The sequence below is a fragment of the Desulfurivibrio modestus genome, from assembly GCF_044068625.1.
In the GTDB taxonomy this organism is placed as follows: domain Bacteria; phylum Desulfobacterota; class Desulfobulbia; order Desulfobulbales; family Desulfurivibrionaceae; genus Desulfurivibrio.
Window position 1 is genome coordinate 1 of sequence record NZ_JBIPKH010000021.1, and the last position, 18,314, is coordinate 18,314.

Below are 18,314 nucleotides of genomic sequence, written 5' to 3' on the forward strand. Positions count from 1 at the left end.
ACGCAGTATCAGTCGAGCGGAGCGACATGATGTCGCACCACGGCTCTTTATTATAGAACAACCATTCTGTTAACAAGGGGTTAGGTCGCAGTGGTGGCTGTCAGCTGATTTTGTTCAGGGCGAAGCTGAGGTGGACGGTGGTGCCCTGGCCGGGGAGCGATTGGATCTCCAGGCGGCCGCCGAACCGTTCCGCCGCCGACCGGGCCAGAAACAGGCCCAGGCCCAAACCCTGGCCCGGCTCCTTGGTGGTGTAGAAGGGCTCGCCGGCCCGTTGCCGGGTCTCGTGATCCATGCCGGCGCCCCGGTCGCGGACGGTGATCAGGAGAAAACCATCCCGGCGGGCCGATTCCAGCTCAACGGAGCCATCGGGCGGCGAGGCGTCCAGGCCGTTCTTGACCAGGCCGCGGATAATCCGGCTCAAGGTGCGAAAGGGCATGCGCACCCGCAGGTCGCCGGCCCGGTCATCCATCAGAACTCGCTGCCGCTCCTCGGGGCTGAAGTGGCTCAAGGCCTGGGCCATGGCCTGGGCCAAGGGGAAGCTCCGGGTCTCTTCGCCCAGATGCTCGCCGGCGTCGGCCGCCATCTGATAGATAATCTCCTTGCAGCGATCCACCTGGCCGCGAATCAGGTCCAGATCCTCCAGCAGTTCCAGCCGGGTTTGCCGTCGCTGCTCGAGATCGCCGTGTTCGCACTCCTCGTTCAACTGCAACCGCATCTCCTTGCTGGCCACCGCGATGGTGCCCAGGGGGGTGGAGAGCTCATGGGCGGCCCCGGCGGCCAGGGTGGCCAGGGAGGCCAGTTTTTCGCTCTTGATCTGCTGCTCGCGCAGGTCGCGGACCATCCGGCGGTGGGCCTCCAGGGCCTGGTGGGCCTGGCCCACGAAAAAGACAACGAAAAAGGCGGTGATGGCAAAGGCCACCCACATGCCCTGGAGGTGGGGGGAGACTTCGTAACCGAACAAATCCACCGTGTCGCTGCCGACATGGCAGGGGGTGAAAAAGGTGTCCAGCGAGGCCAGCCCCAGATCCAGGGAGGGGGCATAGGGGGGCAGGATGAAGAGGGCGAAATAGGCCAGGCTGGCGGCGGTGGCCAGCAGGGCGGCCCGGCGGGGGTGGACCAGGATCGCGGCCAGGGCGATATGGATCAGATAGAGAAAGGTGAAGGGATTCATGGGGCCGCCGGTGGTATAGAGCAGGGCGGTGAAGAGCAGGATGTCGGTGAGCAGAACGGCAGTAAAGGCGTTTTCGCCCAACTTCCGGCCCCGGCGGGCCAGGTGGCGGAAAAAAAGGTTGCCGATCAGTTGAAAGCCGATGATCAGCCCCAGCACCGTCAAGGGTACGGCCACGTCGAAGAGCAGAATGATGGAGGCCACCAGCAGGATCTGGCAGCTGATCACCCACCAGCGCAGACGCAGCAGCCAGCTTAAAACGATCCCGGAGCTGTCGTTGGGCGGGAGAGGGGACCGGCTGGTGTTAGGGGTGGGCATGATTTCAACTCCGCTGGTCCAGGGTGATATAGAGCGTGGGGACCAGGACCAGGGTGATAAAGGTGGAAAAAAGGACTCCAAAGCCCAGGCTGATGGCCATGGGTATCAGAAACTGGGCCTGAACGCTGGTTTCGAGAATCATCGGGAAGAGCCCGAAGAAGGTGGTCAGGGAGGTCAGCATGATGGGGCGGAAACGGCGCTGCCCGGCCTCGACCACCGCCTCGGTGGCCGGACTACCCTCTCGGCGGTTGCGGTTGATCCGGTCGATCAGCAACAGGGAGTTGTTGACCACCACCCCGGAGAGGGCCACGATTCCGAAAACACTCAGCATGCTCAGATCATAACCCAGCAAAGCGTGGCCCAGCAAGGCTCCGACGATGCCGAAGGGGATGGCGGCCATGATGATCACCGGCTGGGCGTAGCTGCGCAGGGGGATGGCCAGCAGGGCGTAGATGGCAAAGAGGGCCATGAGGAAACCCCGCAGCATGCTGCCCATGGAATCGCGGCGCTCCTTCTCCTCCCCCTCCAGATCATAATTCAGGCCGGGGTAGTCGGCCACCAGCCGGTTAAGAATGCCGACGCGCAGGGCGGCCAGGATCTCCTCGGCGTTGCCCTGCCGGGGATCGACACTGGCGCTGACGTTGACCACCCGCTTGCGGTCACTGCGGTTGATTTCGGCAAAACCGCGCCCCTCCTCGATCCGGGCCGCCCGGGGCAGGGGCAGCTCGCCGCCGGTGGGGGTGCGGACCCGCATCTGTTCCAGATTCCAGACACTGCGCCGCTGCTCTTCGGGGTAGCGGACCATCACCTTGACCTCGTTGCGGCCCCGCTGCAGGCGCAGGGCCTCGGCTCCGAAGAAGGCGGCCCGCACCTGCCGGCCCAGCTCCTCCTCGCTGACTCCCAGGCTGCGAGCCTCGGGGCTCAAGGTCAGTTTCAGCTCCCGTTTGCCCTCGGGAAAGGTGTCGGCGATATCGCCGACCCCGGGATAGCGGCCCAGCTCCTCCTTCAACCGGTCGCGGGCCAGCAGCAGGATATTGAAGTCGTCGTGGGCCAGTTGCACATCGATATTGGCCCCGAAGCGGATCAGGTTGGTGGTGAAGGTCAGCGAACGGACCCCGGGGATCTCCCCCACCAGTTCGCGCCAGCGGGCCGCCACCTCGGCGGCGGGGAGATCCCGCACCTCGCCGGGCTGGAGAAAGAGGATGATATTGGCCAGATGGGTGCCGGTTCCGGCGCTGCCCCCGCCGGGGCCGCCGCCGGGCACGGTGGCGCCGATCACCGAATAGGCATGGCGCAAAATGGTGGAGCCGTCGGGACGCTGGGCATCGAACTCGGCCACCGTCTGCATGGCCCGGGCGGTGATCAATTTTTCCACCCTGGCGGTATCCTCCACCCGGATGCCCTGGGTCATCTCCAGCTCGACGAGGATGGTATCCCCCTCCACCTCGGGCATAAAACGGAACTTGATCAGGCCGCCCCCCACAAAGCCGGCCGCGATCATCAGCAGGGCCAGGGAGGCCGCCAGGGTGAGCCCCCGGTAACGCAGGCAGAAATCCAGGGTGCGCCGGTAGGGACCGTTGATCAGCTGTTCCAGCCGGCGGTTGAGGGCCAGGTAGAGCCGGGCGGACCAGGGTATGTGGCGGGGGTTGGCCGGGGGAGGGCGGTGGGGGGTGCGGCCCAGCAGCGCCGGCAGGCAGAAGAGGGAAACCACCAGGGAGACCAGCAGGATGCTGATCACCACCAGGGGGATGTTGCTGATGAATTTGCCCATGGTGCCGGTGATGAAGAGCAGGGGGAGGAAGGCGGCCACCGTGGTCAGCACCGAAAAGACCACCGGTACCGCCACCTCCGTGGTGCCGGCCACCGCCGCCGCCAGTCTTTCCGTGCCCCGGCTGCGGTGTTCGTGGATACTCTCTCCCACCACCACCGAGTTGTCCACCACGATCCCCAGGGCCATGATAAAGGCGAAAAGCGAGATCATGTTGATCGAGACATCGAAGCCGGGGAGAAAGAGCAGGGCCCCGAGGAAGGAGACCGGCAGGCCCAGCATCACCCAGAGGGCCAGTTTCAGTTCGAGAAACATGCTCAGGATAACAAAAACCAGCAGCAGGCCGATGGCGGCGTTTTTCAGCAGCAGGTTGAAGCGGCTGCGCAAAACCTCGGTGTTGTCGTTCCAGAGGGCCAGCTCCAGGGTCTGGGGCAGATCGCCCCGGCGCTGGTCCGTGTAGGAGCGCACCAGATCGGAGATTTCGGTGGGTTTCTGATCGCCCACCCGGAAGACTTGGACCATGGCGGCGGGGTGGCCGTTGAAACGGCTGATCAGATCGGTGTCCTCGAAGCCGTCGCGCACCGTGGCGATATCGGCCAGGCGCAGCAGGGTGCCGCCGGCGGCGGCCTTGATCACGATCTCCTCGTACTCACGACCAAGATAGCGCCGCTCCTTGGTCCGCAGCAGGATCTCGCCCCCCTCGCTCTTGATGGTGCCGCCGGGGATATCCTGGGAGGCCCGGCGAACCTGGGCCGCCACCCCCTCCAGGGTCAGTTGGTGGTGGCGCAGCATCTCTTCGGGGATCTCGATGGAGATCTCATAGGGGCGTACCCCCACCAGCTCGGCCTGGGAGATCCCCGGCAGGGCCAGCAGGTCGTCGCGGATCCGTTCGGCCCACTGGCGCAGGGGGCGTTCGCCGGCCTCGCCGTACACCACCACCGAGATCACCTCGTTGCGGATCAGGGCCTTGCTCACCACCGGTTTTTCGGCATCCACCGGGAAGGTGGTGATCCGGTCGATCTCGCTTTTGATATCCTGCAAGACCCGGTCGCCGTCGGCGCCGGTGTCCACCACGGCGCTCACCGTGGCCCGGCCCTCGGCGGCGGTGGCCAGGATCTCCTTGATCCCGTCCACGCTGCTGATGCTCTCCTCGATCTTGAGGATAATCCCCTCCTCCACCTCCTCGGGGCTGGCCCCGGGGTAGGTCACCGAGATGGTGACCCGGTCCAGGGCGATCTCGGGAAAGACCTCCTGCTTGACGGCAAAGGCCAGAATCAGCCCGCCGATGGCGAAAAAGAGCATCAGCAGGGTGGAGGCCACGTGGTTGGCGGCCATCCATTCGATCCAGCGATTCATGGCGCGGGGCTCTCCCCGGCGTTAACCCGCAGGGTCAAGCCCTCGGCGGCTCCCGCCAGTTCGGTGAGCACCACCCGGTCGCCGGCGGCCAGCCCTCCGTCGATCAAAACCACATCCCGCTCTTCGCGGGCCACCTGGACCGGGCGGATGGCCAGGCGGTCCTCTTCGTTCAGCAGCCAGACGGTATTGTCTTCCCGCAGGGCCGGCCGGGGCAGGACGAATACCTCCTCCAGGCGACGGCCGGCCAGTTCCACCCCCACAAAGGTCCCCGGCAGGAGATCGATGGCCGGGGGGGCCGGATCGGCCAGGCCGTAGGGGTCGGTGACGGCGATCACCAGCTGGGTCATCCGGCCCTGGGGCTCCACCTCACCCAGGGTGCGCAGCAGCCGGCCGGGCCACTGGTGCTGCCGGCCGGCCACCTCCAGCAGAACCCGGGCGGCGGAGCCGGGCGCTGGCGTGCCGGGCCGGGGAATGGTCAGCCAGGGCAGGTCGGCCAGGGCCACCGGCACCACCACCTCGGCGCTGTCGGTTCCGGTCAGGGTGGCGATTCCGGTTCCGGCCTGCACATATTGGCCGATCTCCACGGCCCGGCCGCGAACCCGGGCGTTGAAGGGAGCCCGGATCTCGGTGCGGGCCAGATTGAGGGCGGCGGCGGCCAGATCGGCTTCGGCGGCGGCCAGGTCGGCCCGCGCCTCGGCCAGTTGCGGTTCATAGAGGGCCAGCGGGTTGGGCTCGGCGGAATCGGTGGAGCCGAAATTCTGCCATTCCAGCCGGGCGACGGCGGCCCGGCCGGCCGTGGTTTCCAGGGCCACCCGGGCTCGAGCCACGGCGGCTTCGGCCCGTTTCAGGGCCAGTTCGTAATCCACCGGATCGATCTGGATCAGCAGTTCGTCCCGGCGAACAAAGCCCCCGGCCACGAAATTCTCCCCCAGGCGGCTCACTTGCCCCGAAACCCTGGGCACCAGGCTGATCTCCCGGGCGGCCTGGACGGTGCCCGAACCGTTGACCACTACCTGGTGGGCCTGGGGCCGCATCTCCAGGACCTCGACCAGAACTCCGGCGCTTTCCCGGGCCATGGGCTCGGGGGGGCGGCGCTGGTTGAGCATCAATTGCATCAGGAGAAATCCCGCCAGCAGCACCAGCAGGGGCAGGCCGATCTTAATCCCTCTTTCTCTGGTAATCATAGGATGGGGGGGAGAGATTTCAAATCCGTCCCCGTTTACCTCCGTTTGGCTTTTGTCTACGGCAGCTGCCGACAGGCCGGTTGGCAGCGGCGGCAATAAAAACTGGGGCGGCCTGCCTGGGGGCGGCGCTCGATGACGGTGCCGCAACGGAGGCAGGGTTGGCCGTGGCGGCCATAAACCGCCAGTTGCACCTGGAAGTAGCCGGACTCGCCGGCAGCGTTGGCGAAATCGGCGATGGTGGTGCCGCCGGCCGCTATCGCCTTATACAGGATTTCCCGCCCCGCGTCGACGATCTCCCGGGCCTGGGCCGGGGAAATGGCATCGGCCGGAGTCCAGGGGTTGAGCCCGACGGCAAAAAGGATCTCGTTGGCGTAAATGTTGCCGATCCCCACCACCACCCGGTTCTCCATCAGCAGATTTTTGATCGGGGTTTGGCGGCCCCGGCAGCGGGAAAGCAGATATTCCGCGGTAAAGGCTGCTTCATCCAGCGGTTCCGGGCCCAGATCGGCTAAAGGAGGTGGCGCGGCGGCCTCCTCCGGCGGATAGATCGCCACCAGGCCGAAACGGCGGCAGTCGTTGAGGCGAACTTCATCGCCCCCCTCCAGCTGAAAGCACAGGTGGTCGTGTTTGCGGGTCGGAGTTTGGGGGCCGGCCGGATAAACCTTGCCGGTCATCCCCAGATGAATCAGGATCAGGGCGCCGTTGTCCAGACCCAGCAGGAGAAACTTGGCCCGCCGGTTCACCGCTGTCACCCGGGCGCCGATCCCCAGGGCGCGCAGCCGGGCCATTGGCACCGGTTGGCGCAGGGGCAGGCCACTGCCCGTTACGGCCACGATCCGGTGGCCGGTCAGCAGGGGCTCCAGCCCCCGGCGCACTACCTCTACTTCGGGTAATTCCGGCATCCTTCCGTTTCCGTTTGGACCTTGGCTTGCTTAGTGTTAATCTGCCCCGATCAATATAATCGGGAAACTTTTTTTTGCCCCTACTTTATGGGGGCGGGGAGCATGGGGTTAACTTGCGTTCCGCCAGGAAAAACGGAGCAATTTTCAGCCGATGCTGCTATGTTGGGGCCGGCGGCGAATGGACCTGTTGTTCCCGTTACCTGATCGGTGATTTTGTTTGAAGATATTGGTTACCGGCGCCACCGGTCTGGTGGGTGGCGCTCTGCTTTTACACCTGCTTGATTCCGGGCACGAGGTTCGGGCCGCCCTGCGGGGTGACGGGGGTGGAGTCGCGCCCGGTTGTCAACCGGTGCGGGTGGGTGAGATCGGCCCGGAGACCGCCTGGGGAGAGGCCCTGGCCGGGGTGGAGGCGGTGGTCCATGCCGCGGGCTGTGTCCACGGCGGCGGCACCAAATCGGAGTTTGCCCACCGGGCCCGGTGTCTGGCGGTCAATGTGGACGGCACCATCAATCTGGCCCGGCAGGCGGTGGCGGCCGGGGTGCGGCGTTTCGTTTTTGTCAGCACCATCAAAGTCAACGGTGAGTTCAGTGAGAAGGGTCGCCCCTTTACCGCCGAAGATCTGCCGCGACCGGTGGGGGCTTACGCCCTCTCCAAGCAGGCGGCGGAGACCGGATTGCGCCGCCTGGCGGGGGAGAGCGGCCTGGAGGTGGTGATCGTGCGCCCTCCCTTGGTTTACGGGCCGGGCGTGAAGGCCAATTTCCAGACCATGATGCGCTGGCTCAAGTGGGGCGTGCCCCTGCCTTTCGGGGCCATCGACAATCGTCGCAGTCTGGTGGCTTTGGACAACCTGGTGGATCTGCTGGGCCTTTGCCTGGTCCACCCCGCCGTCGCCGGCCAAATTATCCTGGCGGCCGACGGGGAAGACCTCTCCACCTCCCAGCTGTTGCGCCGTCTGGCCGGGGCCATGGGCAAAAGGGCCCTGCTGGTGCCGGTGCCGGCCAATATCGTGGCGGCGGGGATGGGCCTGTGCGGCCTGGGTGATGAGGCCCGCCGCCTCTGCGCCGACCTGCAGGTGGATATTGGCCCCACCACGGCCCTGCTGGGCTGGCGGCCCCCGGTGAGCCTGCACACGGCGCTGCACAAAACCGTCCGCCACTATCTGCAATCAAGCTAAGCTGATCCACTAGTTATTGAGGAAAAATGATGCCGCAGATGCCCTTGGCGCTGGCCGCATTGACATCATTCGCCGTGGCCTGGCTGGTCATGGCCGCCATGGTCAGATTTTCCCATCGGATGCCCCTGGATATCCCCAACGAGCGTTCGCTCCACGCGCGGCCGTTGCCCTGCGCCGGCGGCCTGGGGATGGTGGCGGGGGTGCTGGCCGTGGTGCCCTGGCTGGATCTCGGTCGCCTGGCCGTGCTGCTGGTGCTGGCCCTGGGGCTGGCCCTCTTCTCCGCCCTGGATGACCTCAAACCCCTGTCGGTGCTGTTGCGATTGGTGGTTCATCTGACGGCCGGCCTGCTCTTCCTGCTCTTTTACTGTCCCGGCGGGGTGCCCTGGTATGGGATGATCATCCTGGCCCTGGCGGTGGCCTGGGTGATGAATCTCTACAATTTCATGGACGGCCTGGACGGGCTGGCGGCCGGGATGACGGTGATCGGCTTCGGCGCTTACGGGGTGGCGGCCTGGTTGGGGGGTGGCCATGATATCGCCGTCCTCGCCCTGGTGATCGTCGCCGTCGCCGTGGCCTTTCTGCTCTTTAATTTCTATCCGGCCCGGCTGTTTCTGGGGGACGGTGGCTCCATTCCCCTGGGTTTTCTGGCCGCATCTTTAGGTTTGTTGGGCTGGTCGCTGGGGCTCTGGCCCCCCCTGTTTCCCCTGCTGGTTTTTTCCCCCTTCATCGTCGACGCCAGTGTTACCCTGGCGCGGCGGGTCATCGGGGGGGAAAGGTTCTGGCGGCCCCACAAGGATCACTACTATCAGCGCCTGGTTCGAACGGGGGTGGGACACCGGCAGACGGCTCTCTGGGCCTGGCTGCTGATGGCGGCGGCCGCCGGTTCCGGCCTGTTGCTGCTGCTCTATCCGAGCTACAGCTGGCAGATCGGATTGGCCTGGGGGCTCATCTACCTGCTGCTGCTGCCCCTGATCGATCACCGTTGGGCGGCCTTTCAGGCCCCGGTTAAAAGGGGGGGCTGGCCCTTTTATGGCCCCGATGAGATCGAGGCGGTGCGGGCGGTGCTGGCTTCCGGCCGGGTTAACTACTGGACCGGGGAGGAGTGCCGGGCCTTTGAGCGGGAATACGCCCAGCAGTTGGGATGCCGCCACGCGGTGGCGGTGATGAACGGCACCGTGGCCCTGGAGGGCGCCTTGCTGGCCCTGGATATCGGGCCCGGGGACGAGGTGGTGGTGACTCCCCGCACCTTTATCGCCTCGGCCTCGGTGGTTATGCTCCGGGGGGCCCGGCCGGTGTTCGCCGATATCGATCCCGAGAGCCAGAACATCAGCGCCGAGACCATCCGGCCGCTTTTGACCGAGAAAACCAAGGCGATCATCGTCGTGCATCTGGCGGGTTGGCCGTGCGAGATGGATCCGATCATGGAGCTGGCCCGCTCCCGGGGGATCAAGGTGGTGGAGGACTGCGCCCAGGCCCATGGCGCGGTCTATCACGGCCGGCCGGTGGGCAGTATCGGCGACGTGGCCGCTTTCTCCTTCTGTCAGGACAAGATCATCAGCACCGGAGGGGAGGGGGGGCTGGTGGTGACCAATGATCCGGAGATCGCCCGCCGGGTCTGGTCCTTCAAGGATCACGGTAAAAACCGGGAGTTGATCGCCAAGCCCCACGACGGTTTGGGTTTCCGCTGGCTCCACGACAGCCTGGGCAGCAATTGGCGGATGACCGAGATGCAGGCGGCCATCGGCCGCTGCCAGTTGCGCAAGCTGGGGGACTGGGTGGCCGCCCGGCGGCGTAACGCGGCCATCCTGGACCAGGCTTTGGGGGATCTGCCCTCCCTGGAGGTGCCCCGGGTGCCCCCCGGGATCGAACCGGCCTATTACAAGTATTATGCCTTTGTGCGCCCCGAGGGTTTGCGGTCGGGCTGGGATCGCGACCGGCTGCAGGCGGCGATCAATGCCGCCGGGGTCCCCTGTTTTGTCGGCAGTTGCAGCGAGGTGTACTTGGAGAAGGCTTTCGCCGCCCCCGGGCTCCAGCCGGAGACCCCCCTGCCCAACGCCCGCCGGCTGGGGGAGATCAGCCTGATGTTTCAGGTTCACCCCACTTTGACGGCGGCGGATATGGCCCGGACGGCGGCCGTGGTGCGCGAAGTGGTGGCCGGCGCCACGATTTTTTGAAAATGGAGGAGACAGTCAGATGAAAGCGCTTATTCTGGCCGGTGGCCTTGGCACCCGCCTCAGTGAAGAAACCGATGTGCGGCCCAAGCCCATGGTGGAAATCGGGGGGCAGCCGATTCTTTGGCATATAATGAAGATATACTCTCATCACGGTATCAATGATTTTGTCATCCTGCTGGGATACAAGGGGTATTACATTAAGGAATATTTTGCCAACTACTTCTTGCATCGCTCGGATGTCACCATCGACTTGCGCAACGACCAGCGTATTGTGCATAAGCACAGCGCCGAGCCATGGCGGATCACCCTGGTGGATACCGGCAGGGAAACCATGACCGGCGGCAGGATAAAAAGGGCCCAGGAGTACATCGGTAACGACCCTTTTTTGCTCACCTATGGCGATGGGGTGGCCGACATCGACATCAAGCAAGTGATTGCATTCCACCAGCAACAGAAAAAACTCGCGACAATAACCGCCGTGCAGCCCAGCGGCCGCTTCGGGGCCTTGGCCCTGGATGAAAATGACAACGTGGTGGCTTTTCAGGAAAAACCCAAAGGTGACGGCTCCTGGATCAACGGCGGTTTTTTTGTCTGTGAGCCGGGAGTGCTCGATTATATCAGGCAGGGCGATCCCACGGTTTTCGAGCGGGAACCCCTGGAAAGGCTGGCCAGTGACGGGCAGCTTGCCGCCTACAGGCATAGAGGTTTTTGGCGGCCCATGGATACCCTGCGGGACAAGAATGAGCTCAATGATCTTTGGGAAAGTGGCGACGCCCCCTGGAAGATCTGGGAGTAGAAGATGTTCAAAGATATCTATGCGGGCAAAAAAATCTTTCTAACCGGTCACACCGGGTTCAAGGGTTCCTGGCTCGCCTTCTGGTTGACCCAACTGGGGGCCGAGGTTACCGGCTACTCCCTGGCCCCGGAAACGGAACCGAACCACTTTGGGGTTCTCAATATCCCCATGCGGTCGATCATCGGTGATGTCAGGGATGCCGACAAGCTTGGTCAGGCGGTGAGGGCCTGCCGCCCGGACCTGGTTTTTCATCTGGCGGCCCAACCCCTGGTGCGTCGCTCCTATCGTGAACCGGTGGCGACTTTTGCCGCTAACGTGATGGGAGTGGTAAACCTTTTTGAAGCTTGCCGGGGCGGTGATTCGGTTCAGGCCATTGTCAATATCACCAGTGACAAATGCTATGAAAATCGGGAATGGCTTTGGGGATACCGCGAAAACGATCCCATGGGCGGCCATGATCCCTATAGTGCCTCCAAGGGCTGCTCCGAACTGATTACCGCCAGTTGGCGCAACTCTTTTTTCCCCCCCGCTCGATTCGGCAAGACCCATCATACCCTGCTGGCCAGTGCCCGGGCGGGCAATGTGATTGGCGGCGGCGACTGGAGTGAAGATCGACTGATCCCCGACATCATTCGGGCCATCGCGGCCAACGAGGCGGTAACAATCCGCAGTCCCCAGGCCACCCGGCCGTGGCAGCACGTGCTGGAACCCATCAGCGGCTACCTGTTGCTGGGCCAGAAGCTGCTGGAGGGTGATAGCTCCTTTGCCGAAGGGTGGAACTTCGGCCCGGCCGAGGAAGGGAGTATCACGGTGGGTGAAGTGGTGAGTCGCGTCAAGAGCTGTTGGGACCGCTTTGAATATGTGCTTAAGCCGGACCCCCATCAACCCCACGAGGCCGGTCTGCTCAAGCTGGATTGCTCCAAGGCTCGCGCCAGGCTGCACTGGCAACCGGTTTGGGAGAGTGGGGCGACCTTTGCCAAAACCATCAACTGGTATCGCGGCTTTTATGAAGAGAGGCGGGTTCTGACCGCTGACGACTTGACGGCCTACCTTGATCAGGCCAAAGCGAAAAATATAGGATGGGCGAAGGATTAGCATGAACCCTGAACAGCTCAAAGCCGAGATCCTCAAGAAGGTAGAGGAGTATTACCGATTGGTTCATCAGCCCCAGCAGGAGGCTGCTTTTGTCCCCGGGGAGAGCAGGGTCAACTATGCCGGCCGGGTGTTCGATCACCAGGAGATGACCAACCTGGTGGACAGTTCGCTGGATTTCTGGCTCACCTACGGCGATTACTCCCGTAAGTTTGAGAAGAAGCTGGCTGAATATCTTGGGGTGAGCTGGGCCCTGCTGGTTAATTCAGGATCCAGCGCCAACCTCCTGGCCTTTATGGCCTTGACCTCGCCTCTGTTGCTGGAGCGCCAGCTTAAGCGTGGCGATGAAGTTATCACCGTGGCGGCGGGTTTCCCCACCACCGTGGCCCCCGTCATCCAGTATGGGGCGGTGCCGGTTTTCGTGGATGTCGAGCTGGCAACCTGCAATATCGATCCAATCGCCCTGGAAGCTGCCCGCAGCCCTAAAACCCAAGCGGTGATGGTTGCCCATACCCTGGGCAACCCCTTTGACCTGGCCGAGGTCAAGGCCTTCTGCGACCGCCATAACCTTTGGCTGATCGAGGACAACTGTGACGCCCTGGGCAGTACCTATCAGGGTAAATATACCGGAACCTGGGGGGATATCGGTACCAGCAGCTTTTATCCTCCCCATCACATGACCATGGGTGAGGGGGGGGCGGTCTACACCAGTGATCCGCTCCTGCGAAAAATAATGTTGAGTCTGCGGGACTGGGGGCGGGACTGCTGGTGTGAAAGCGGGGTGGACAACACTTGCAAGCGGCGCTTTAGCCAGCAGTTTGGGAGCTTGCCGCGGGGCTACGATCACAAGTATGTTTACAGCCACTTTGGTTACAATTTGAAGATCAGCGACATGCAGGCCGCGGTCGGCTTGGCCCAGTTGGCGAAGCTGCCCGCTTTTGCCGCGAAACGGCGGGCCAATTTTGCCGCTCTTTACAACGGGCTGCAGGGGTTGGAAGATTATTTTATCCTGCCCCGGGCCACCCCGGGCAGCGACCCCAGCTGGTTCGGCTTTCTGCTTACCCTGCGGGATGGTGTCAGCTTCAGCCGCAACCAGTTGGTGGAATATCTCGAGGCCGCCAAGATTCAAACCCGGAACCTCTTCGGCGGCAACCTGATCCGCCACCCCATGTTCGCCCATTTGCAGGCCGAGAGGGATTACCGGGTGGTCGGCACCCTGGCCAATACCGACAGGTTCATGCATGACAGCTTCTGGATTGGGGTCTATCCGGGCATGGGGCCGGCCGCCATCGATTATATGGTGGCAAAAATCAGCGAATTTGTGGAAAAACATGGCTGAAACCATCCTGCTTACCGGGGCCACCGGCTTCCTGGGCAGCCATCTTTTGGCGGCATTGTTGGAGCATGGTTACAAGGTGGTGATTCTCAAACGTTCCACCTCGGCCCTCCGGCGGATTGAGCATCTGCTGAATCAGGCTGACAGCTATGACCTGGATCGGGAACCGTTGGCCAGGGCCTTCACGGAACACCCAATCGATGCCGTGGTTCACGCCGCCTGCCACTACGGCAGAGGCGGCGGCAAGATCAGCGAGGTGGTGGAGACCAACCTGATGTTCGGCCTGCGCCTGCTGGAAACGGCGGTCAGCTTCAAGGTCCCGGCTTTTCTCAATACCGATACCTTGCTGGCCGGGGACCTTAACGCTTACGCTTTATCCAAAAAACAATTTGTCCAGTGGCTTGAGCGGGAATCGGACCAGATCCAGGTGGTAAATCTGCAACTGGAGCAGATGTATGGCCCCGGGGATGACGGCGGCAAGTTAGTTCCCTGGGTGATCGCCCAGTTGGCGGCCAAGGCGCCGGAGATCAAGCTGACCAAGGGTGAGCAGTTCCGGGATTTTGTCTACATCGACGATGTGGTGGCCGCTTACCTGACTATTCTGCGGGAATTACCAAGGTTGCCATCTGGCAGTCGTTTTGATGTTGGGACCGGTACCCCGCTGACCGTAAGATCTTTCGTCGAAAGTCTGCAACAAGCCTATGAGCAAAGATTCGGTAAAACTGCAACAAGATTGAATTTTGGCGCCATTCCTTACCGGGCCGGGGAGCTGATGGCGGTGCAGGTCGATAACGGCCCGCTTCGCGCCCTTGGCTGGAGGGCACGGGTTAATCCCGCGGAAGGGTTGCGGCGGACCATGGAGATGGTGGCATGAAACTTTTAATAACCGGTGGATGCGGTTTTCTGGGCAGCAATCTGGCCGCGGATGCTCTGGGTCGTGGCGATGAACTGGTGGTTTTCGACAACCTTTATCGCGATGGCTCGCGCGACAATTTGAGCTGGCTGCAGGGCCAGGGTTCATTTAATTTCGCCCATGGCGATATCCGCAATTTTAATGACATTAACCGGGTTGTCCAGTCGTTCCGGCCGGAGGTCATCTTTCACCTGGCCGGCCAGGTGGCGATGACCACCTCGATTGCCGATCCGCGGATCGATTTTGAAGTCAACGCGCTGGGCACCCACAACTTGCTGGAGGCGGTGCGGCAGCACGTGCCCCAAGCCATCGTGGTGTACTCCTCCACCAACAAGGTCTATGGTGATCTGGAGCAATTCAGTTATGAAGAAACCGCCACGCGTTACCGCTGTCTGGAACACCCCAAGGGCTTCACCGAGGAGATCCAGCTCGATTTTCACTCTCCCTACGGTTGTTCCAAGGGGGCCGCTGACCAGTATATGCTTGATTACGCACGTATCTTTGGGGTTAAAACCGTGGTTTTTCGCCACTCTTCAATGTATGGCGGCCGGCAATTCGCCACCTACGACCAAGGCTGGGTGGGCTGGTTTTGCCGGCAGGCGTTGGAGGTCAGCAAAGGCCGTGCCGCCGCCCCTTTTACCATTTCCGGCACCGGCAAGCAGGTGCGCGATGTACTCCATGCGGAGGATATGAAGCGCCTCTACCTGGCCGCCGTCGACAATATTGAGCAAGCCCGGGGCCAGGCTTTCAATATCGGCGGGGGGATTGAGAACAGCCTGTCGCTGTTGGAACTCTTTGCGCTGCTTGAGGAGTTGCTGCAGGTAAAGCTGGAATTCACCAGGCTTCCGGTGCGCGCGAGCGACCAGCGGGTTTTTGTCGCCGATATTGCCAAAGCCGAAAAGCTGCTGGGGTGGAAGCCTGTGGTTTCCGCCCAGGAGGGAGTGGCGCGCATGGTTGAATGGGTTGACGCAACCTGATGGAGGAGCTGGTTTCAAAGGAGCGGACCCGCAACTATCTTCGCCAGATCAAGGGGGCAGTCGTCTACAGGGCGGTTGCCATGGGAGCCTCGTTTCTGGCTATTCCCCTGATGATCGGCTATCTGGGGCAGGAGCAGTTCGGGGTTTGGTCAACCCTGCTCACCGTCATGTCCTGGCTGGTGTTCTTTGATCTGGGGGTCGGCAATGGTCTGCGAAATAAGGTGGCTGAATCCCTGGCAAAAAATATAAAGGGGGAGGCCGGCAACTATGTCGCCTCCGGCTACACTCTGATCGGCTTGATCGCTCTGGGTTTGTGGGTGGTCGTGACCCTGGCTTCTTATATCATCCCGTGGCAAACTGTTTTCAACACCCGGGCGATTTCCGAAGCCGAGTTGCGCTTCACGGCCCAGATTGTCTCGTTTTTTATTCTGCTTAACTTTTGGGTCGGCTTGATTGGGGCGCTGCTGGGGGCGGTGCAAAAAACCTCGTTGGTCGCCCTGGGCCAGCTTATTGCCAATATGCTGATTCTGGGACTCCTGCTGGTGCTGACCAGAACGACGGATTCCGCCATAAGTTGGCTGGCCATGGTCTATGGCGTTTCGCTGGTGAGCGCCAATATCCTGCTTAGTCTCTGGTTTTATCGCCGGTATCCCGAGTTAAGGCCCAGGCCTTCTCTGGACAGGCGGCATGTGAGTCCTTTACTGGCGTTGGGCTTGCAGTTCTTTGTCATTCAGCTGGCGGTCCTGGTCATATTCACCACCGATAAAATGTTGATTACCCAGCTGTTCGGGCCGCAACATGTTACGCCCTATGAGGTCGTCTTCAAGCTCTTCAGTGTGATCACCTTTATTCACGCCCTGATTTCGGCCCCGCTCTGGTCTGCTTATACCGAGGCCTATCATCGGGGAGATTTTGTCTGGATAAAATTTATGCTGCGCAAGCAGTTGCTGATTTTTGGCGTTATTTGGCTGCTGGGCATCGCCCTGCTACTGTCGTCCAAAGCAATCATCGTTTTGTGGATAGGGCAGGAGCTGGAGGTTTCCTGGTCGCTCCTGGCGGCCATGGGCTTTTTTGTCCTGATTGTCGTTTGGAACAACATCTATGCCGTTTTTGTGAACGGGATTGGGAAAATCAGGGTGCAACTCTATACGGCCGTGGTTGCCATGCTGGTTAACATCCCGCTGTCGGTTTTTTTCGCAAAGTATCTTGGCTTGGGGTTGAGTGGGATCGTGATGGGAACCATTTGCGGGCTGTTGCTTGCCGCAGTGGCGCTTCCCGTGCAAGTTCATCGCCTGATCGGTGCCAGAATTAAGGAGCAGATTGCGTGACCGGAACCCGTTGCCATGCCTAAAGTAAGTATCCTTATCCCGGTCTATAACCGGCAAGAATATATTGCCGAGTGTATTCAGTCCGCGTTGTCTCAAACCTATACCGACTTTGAGGTCGTGGTCGTTGATAACGCCAGCGACGATGAAACCTGGAAGATCTGTAAAGAATTCGCCGCTTTGGACCGGCGGGTTCGGGTGTTTCGCAACGCGGTCAACATCGGTCCGGTTCGCAATTGGCAGCGTTGCGCGGAGGAGGCCACGGGCGAGTTCTGCAAGATTCTCTTCAGCGACGATTGCCTGGAACCCGACTGCTTGAGTGTAATGGTGCCACAACTGGAGGATTCGGATGTTGCCCTGGTTTATTGCGCCGCTTTCATTGGCGAAACCAAGGAGCGGGCGATGGTGGCCTATTCCGCCGGGACTGACTTGAGGATGAGTTCAACCCGGTTTTTGAATCTGGTTTTGCGGGGGGAAGCGCCGGTCAGCCCCGGCGCCGTTTTGATCCGTGCCCGGGATTTGCGGAACAATCTCCATCCCCGGTTTCCAACCGCCACTCCCCGCCCTTATGATCAGCATGGCGCCGGCCCGGATGTCATGATTTCACTTTTAACCGCGGCGAATTACCCTTATGTGGTGGCAGTATCTGTGCCACTGGTTTTTTTTCGTGCCCATGCCGGATCGTTTACTATTGAAAACACAAAAAACTGGGTGGCTGAGGGATATCTGTCGGCCATCAGTTATTACCTTTTGAAATCGTGTGGAAGAAAGGCTTGGATGAGTTATGTTTCCCATGGCTGGCTCAGGATGGCAAGGTTAAAGAGAGGCTGGATCAGCCCCAAAGCGCACCTGCTGGAGTATGAGGGATCTGGATCGGTGGGTGAGTCGCTGGTGATGTTATGGTGTTCATTCAGGCACGTGATTAATAGTCTGTTTGGCTATAAGCCTGATTACCTTTGAGGTTTTTTGTGGGTAAAGATTCTGGTCCTCTAATCTCTGTTATTGTGGCGGTGTTTGATGGCGCGGACACCCTGCAGAAGTGTATGGAGAGCGTTGTGCGGCAGACTTATCCGGCAAAGGAGCTGATCATTATTGATGGTGGCTCCAAGGATGGCACGGTTGATCTGTTGAGGAGGTATCATCGGCAAATAAACTATTGGGTGTCCGAACCGGATCATGGCGTTTATAACGCCTGGAATAAGGGGCTGGCGCGGGCCAGCGGCGAATGGATATGCTTTCTTGGGGCCGACGATTTTTTTTGGGATCCAAGGGTGCTGGAGCGAATGGCCGCAAGGTTGCCGGCGATTGCCCCGGAGATTATGGCGGTCTACGGGCGGGTAATGCTGCTCAACATGCAAGGGAAGGAGCTGGGGTTGATCGGAGAACCGTGGGAAAACGTAAGGGGCCGCTTCCGGCAGATCATGTGTGTTCCGCATCCCGGCTTGATGCACCGGCGAACTTTGTTTGAGCGCCATGGTCAATTTGATGAGTCATTCCGGATTGCGGGTGATTATGAGTTGTTGTTGCGCGAACTGAAAACCGGGCAGGCTTTTTTTGTATCCGATATCGTGGTTGCCGGCATGAGGCAGGGAGGTATCAGCAGCAGTCCCCAAAATGCTTTGAGGTCATTGCGGGAGACTCGGCGGGCGCAGCAAAGACATGGGCAAAATTTACCGGGGATAATATGGTTGCTGGCGGTGACCAGGGTTTATGGCCGCATTTTACTGTGGAAAATGGTGGGGAAAAAACTGGCCGGTAAGATTCTTGATTGGGGTCGCCGCATGATGGGTCTCCCCCCCTATTGGGCCGAGAATTAAATTTAATCCGTCCA

The 18,314-nt window shown here is 61.3% G+C and carries 14 protein-coding genes and 1 pseudogene; 11 read left to right on the forward strand and 4 right to left on the reverse strand.

The genetic code is table 11. The features are described from left to right. Positions 1-100: 100 nt before the first annotated feature. Genes ACHHRT_RS11335 through mutM form a run of 4 tightly spaced genes read right to left on the reverse strand, consistent with a single transcriptional unit; the run spans position 101 to position 6,696 of the window. Positions 101-1,486: an ATP-binding protein gene (locus ACHHRT_RS11335; RefSeq protein WP_395499886.1), complete on the reverse strand. Its 1,386-nt coding sequence runs from the start codon at positions 1,484-1,486 to the stop codon at positions 101-103. Positions 1,487-1,490: 4 nt separating this feature from the next. Next, positions 1,491-4,610, reverse strand: a complete 3,120-nt coding sequence (locus tag ACHHRT_RS11340) for an efflux RND transporter permease subunit (RefSeq protein ID WP_395499887.1) — start codon at positions 4,608-4,610, stop codon at positions 1,491-1,493. Beyond that, positions 4,607-5,794, reverse strand: coding sequence for an efflux RND transporter periplasmic adaptor subunit (locus tag ACHHRT_RS11345; protein ID WP_395499888.1), 1,188 nt, complete (start codon positions 5,792-5,794; stop codon positions 4,607-4,609). Before ACHHRT_RS11345 ends, ACHHRT_RS11340 begins: the two co-directional genes overlap by 4 nt. 56 nt (positions 5,795-5,850) lie before the next feature. Next, entirely contained in the window at positions 5,851-6,696 is an 846-nt protein-coding gene (gene mutM, locus ACHHRT_RS11350) for a bifunctional DNA-formamidopyrimidine glycosylase/DNA-(apurinic or apyrimidinic site) lyase (RefSeq protein WP_395499889.1), read from the reverse strand. Between the two features lie 217 nt (positions 6,697-6,913). On the opposite strand from mutM, the gene ACHHRT_RS11355 reads away from it, so the two are divergent. From ACHHRT_RS11355 to ACHHRT_RS11405, 11 genes and pseudogenes are all read left to right on the forward strand, one after another. Further along, positions 6,914-7,870: an NAD-dependent epimerase/dehydratase family protein gene (locus ACHHRT_RS11355; RefSeq protein WP_395499890.1), complete on the forward strand. Its 957-nt coding sequence runs from the start codon at positions 6,914-6,916 to the stop codon at positions 7,868-7,870. A 188-nt stretch (positions 7,871-8,058) separates the two neighbouring features. Further along, positions 8,059-8,523 (forward strand): annotated as a pseudogene (locus ACHHRT_RS11360) (MraY family glycosyltransferase); the annotation flags it as partial. Positions 8,524-8,841: 318 nt separating this feature from the next. Next, entirely contained in the window at positions 8,842-10,044 is a 1,203-nt protein-coding gene (locus ACHHRT_RS11365) for a DegT/DnrJ/EryC1/StrS family aminotransferase (protein WP_395499920.1), read from the forward strand. A gap of 19 nt (positions 10,045-10,063) precedes the next feature. Continuing rightward, positions 10,064-10,840, forward strand: coding sequence for a glucose-1-phosphate cytidylyltransferase (rfbF, locus tag ACHHRT_RS11370; protein WP_395499891.1), 777 nt, complete (start codon positions 10,064-10,066; stop codon positions 10,838-10,840). A gap of 3 nt (positions 10,841-10,843) precedes the next feature. After that, positions 10,844-11,935: a CDP-glucose 4,6-dehydratase gene (gene rfbG / locus ACHHRT_RS11375; RefSeq protein ID WP_395499892.1), complete on the forward strand. Its 1,092-nt coding sequence runs from the start codon at positions 10,844-10,846 to the stop codon at positions 11,933-11,935. Between the two features lies 1 nt (position 11,936). Then, on the forward strand, positions 11,937-13,271 hold the full coding sequence (rfbH, locus tag ACHHRT_RS11380; RefSeq protein ID WP_395499893.1) for a lipopolysaccharide biosynthesis protein RfbH: 1,335 nt from the start codon (positions 11,937-11,939) through the stop codon (positions 13,269-13,271). Continuing rightward, on the forward strand, positions 13,264-14,142 hold the full coding sequence (locus ACHHRT_RS11385; RefSeq protein ID WP_395499894.1) for an NAD-dependent epimerase/dehydratase family protein: 879 nt from the start codon (positions 13,264-13,266) through the stop codon (positions 14,140-14,142). The genes rfbH and ACHHRT_RS11385 overlap by 8 nt, the downstream gene beginning before the upstream one ends. After that, complete coding sequence (locus ACHHRT_RS11390) at positions 14,139-15,158, forward strand: GDP-mannose 4,6-dehydratase (RefSeq protein WP_395499895.1); 1,020 nt, start codon at positions 14,139-14,141, stop codon at positions 15,156-15,158. Before ACHHRT_RS11385 ends, ACHHRT_RS11390 begins: the two co-directional genes overlap by 4 nt. After that, on the forward strand, positions 15,158-16,486 hold the full coding sequence (locus tag ACHHRT_RS11395; protein ID WP_395499896.1) for a lipopolysaccharide biosynthesis protein: 1,329 nt from the start codon (positions 15,158-15,160) through the stop codon (positions 16,484-16,486). The genes ACHHRT_RS11390 and ACHHRT_RS11395 overlap by 1 nt, the downstream gene beginning before the upstream one ends. Before the next feature lie 15 nt (positions 16,487-16,501). After that, positions 16,502-17,443, forward strand: a complete 942-nt coding sequence (locus tag ACHHRT_RS11400) for a glycosyltransferase family 2 protein (RefSeq protein WP_395499897.1) — start codon at positions 16,502-16,504, stop codon at positions 17,441-17,443. Beyond that, complete coding sequence (locus ACHHRT_RS11405) at positions 17,440-18,300, forward strand: glycosyltransferase family 2 protein (RefSeq protein WP_395499898.1); 861 nt, start codon at positions 17,440-17,442, stop codon at positions 18,298-18,300. Before ACHHRT_RS11400 ends, ACHHRT_RS11405 begins: the two co-directional genes overlap by 4 nt. The last annotated feature ends 14 nt before the right edge of the window (positions 18,301-18,314 follow it).